The sequence below is a fragment of the Mesorhizobium sp. M5C.F.Ca.IN.020.29.1.1 genome (genome assembly GCF_003997375.1).
Taxonomy (GTDB): domain Bacteria; phylum Pseudomonadota; class Alphaproteobacteria; order Rhizobiales; family Rhizobiaceae; genus Mesorhizobium; species Mesorhizobium wenxiniae.
On record NZ_RZSW01000696.1, the window covers coordinates 1 to 2,632 of the forward strand.

A 2,632-nucleotide genomic window follows, 5' to 3' on the forward strand; every position below is an offset into this window, starting at 1 on the left:
GCAAATTGGCTTTCTGACCGCTGCCTATGTCGCAGCGCCGGTGGCCGCCGCTTTCCTCTGGGGGAAGTGGTCGGATTTGATCGGGCGCAGACCCGTCCTTGTCTTTGGTCTGATCGGCTTTGCGGGTCCTGCGCCCAGCACCAGTCGGCTCGGCCATAAAGCGCCTCCGCCAAGCTGCGGATCTCGGCTTCGGCCGTCGCGCACCGCAACTTAATTATAATGCGCGCCGGCTGTGCCGCGGCATTGATGCCGATCAACGAATGTTGAAACCGGTGCCTGCACTCATGGCAGGTGCTTCGCGACCGGCGCCTGAACGTGGGTAATGTTCGGGGAATGCCCAATTCGTAGCGTGATGCCCTCCCCTAACAGCATTCATCGACTTCTTGACTGGGATCAAGGCTTCTGACCGCGAGATCGGCAGACTGACTACAAAGGAGAAATTGAATGGGTGGGAAACTTCCACGACCCGGCAGGCTAACAGTCTGGTTTGAAGAAATCGGACGCGGTGACGTCGGCCGTGTCGGTGGCAAGAATGCTTCGCTCGGCGAGATGGTCCAGGCTCTGGCGCCAAGAGGCATTCGCGTTCCACCTGGTTTTGCGACGACGGCTGAGGCCTACTGGGACTTCATGCAGGCGAACCAGCTGAAGGAGCGCATCCAGGACTTACTTGGCGATTTGGTTGCAGGCAAGGCTGCTCTTGCCGAGACGGGCCAGGCGATTCGGGAATTGTTTCTGCATGGTGATTGGCCCGAGGAAACCGCGGCCGCGATCACGACCGCTTATCGCGAGCTTTGTCAGCGCACCGGCAAGGCAGAGGTCGACGTTGCCGTGCGTTCGAGCGCGACCGCCGAGGACTTGCCCGACGCGAGCTTCGCCGGCCAGCAGGAGACCTTCTTGAACATTCGTGGCGACAAGGCGCTGTTAGTGGCATGCCGCCGCTGCTACGCCTCGCTCTTTACCGATCGAGCCATTAGCTATCGCCAGGCAAAAGGCTTCGACCACATGAGCGTCGCCCTTTCAATCGGCGTTCAGCAGATGGTCCGTTCGGATCTTGGCGGATCGGGTGTCATGTTCTCGATCGACACGGAAACCGGCTTCAAGGATGTCGTCGTGATCGACGCCGCTTGGGGACTGGGCGAAAACGTTGTGCAGGGCGCGGTCGATCCCGACGAATATCAGGTTTTCAAGCCGCTGCTCTCCGATCCCGCTCTCGCACCTATCATCGGTAAGAAGTGCGGCGACAAGGCGCAAAAGATGATCTACGCCGACGGCGATAAGCCAACCCGCAACGTGCCAACGTCAAAGATCGAGAGCGCAGCTTTCGTGCTTGAGGATCGGGAAATCCTGACGCTGGCCAGGTGGGCCACTGCGATCGAGTCCCACTACGGCTGCCCGATGGATATGGAGTGGGCAAAGGACGGCGAGACGGGCGAGACCTTCATCGTCCAGGCGCGGCCGGAGACGGTTCAGTCACGTCGTGAAGCGGCAGCATTCAGGTCCTACACAATTACGCGAAAGGGCAGAAAGCTCACCACGGGCCTTGCTATCGGCGATGCAGTCGTCGCAGGCCCCGTCTGCCTGATCGAAAGTGCCCGTGACATCGCCGACTTCGTCGACGGCGCAATCCTCGTCACTGGGACCACCGACCCGGACTGGGTGCCGATCATGAGGCGGGCAGCTGCGATCGTCACCGATCACGGAGGGCGCACCTCGCATGCCGCCATTGTCAGTCGCGAGCTCGGCCTGCCAGCAATCGTCGGCACCGGCAACGCGACCGAAGTGCTGCATGACGAGCAGGTGGTGACGGTGTCCTGCGCGGAAGGCGACCAGGGATTTGTCTATGAAGGAACCGCCGACGTCGAAACGGAAATGGTCGACATGACCAACCTTCCGGAAACGCACACAAAGATTATGCTCAACCTGGCAAATCCCGCCGCCGCGCTGCAGTGGTGGCGTCTTCCTGCCGACGGCGTCGGTCTCGCCCGCATGGAGTTCGTAGTGGGTAACCACATCCGCGTCCATCCGATGGCGCTGGTGCACTACGACCAGCTCAAGGATGAGGCAGCGAAGCGTGAGATCACGGAATTGACGGTCGGCTATGCAGACAAGACGGAGTATTTTGTCGACCGGCTGGCACGCGGAGTGGCGCGCATTGCGGCGGCGCTTTACCCGAAGCCCGTCATTGTGCGCATGAGCGATTTCAAGACTAATGAATATGCTGGGCTGATCGGCGGCGCCCAGTTCGAGCCTGAAGAGGAAAACCCAATGGTCGGGTTCCGAGGCGCATCCCGCTACTACTCCCCGCTTTACCGAGAGGGCTTCGCCCTTGAGTGCCGAGCCATCCGCCGGCTGCGGAACGAAATGGGATTTCGGAACGTCATCGTGATGATCCCGTTTTGCCGGTCGACGCATGAGGCCGACCGGGTGCTCGAAGTCATGGCCGAGAACCAGTTGAGGCGCGGCGAAGACGGATTGGAGGTCTTCGTCATGTGCGAAATCCCGTCAAACGTCATTCTTGCGGCGGAATTCGCAAAACGCTTCGACGGCTTCTCGATCGGCTCGAACGATCTTACGCAGCTTACTCTCGGCGTCGACCGGGATTCCGCCGAGCTCGCGGGCCTCTTTGACGAAC

The 2,632-nt window shown here is 60.6% G+C and carries 2 protein-coding genes; both read left to right on the forward strand.

All coding sequences use genetic code 11. The annotated features are described in order from the left end of the window. Nucleotides 1–40: 40 nt before the first annotated feature. Entirely contained in the window at nt 41–214 is a 174-nt protein-coding gene (locus tag EOA85_RS32230) for a hypothetical protein (protein ID WP_245486209.1), read from the forward strand. A gap of 230 nt (nt 215–444) precedes the next feature. After that, nucleotides 445–2,632: phosphoenolpyruvate synthase (gene ppsA / locus EOA85_RS32235; RefSeq protein ID WP_127212425.1), on the forward strand; the 2,188-nt coding region annotated here is incomplete at its 3' end.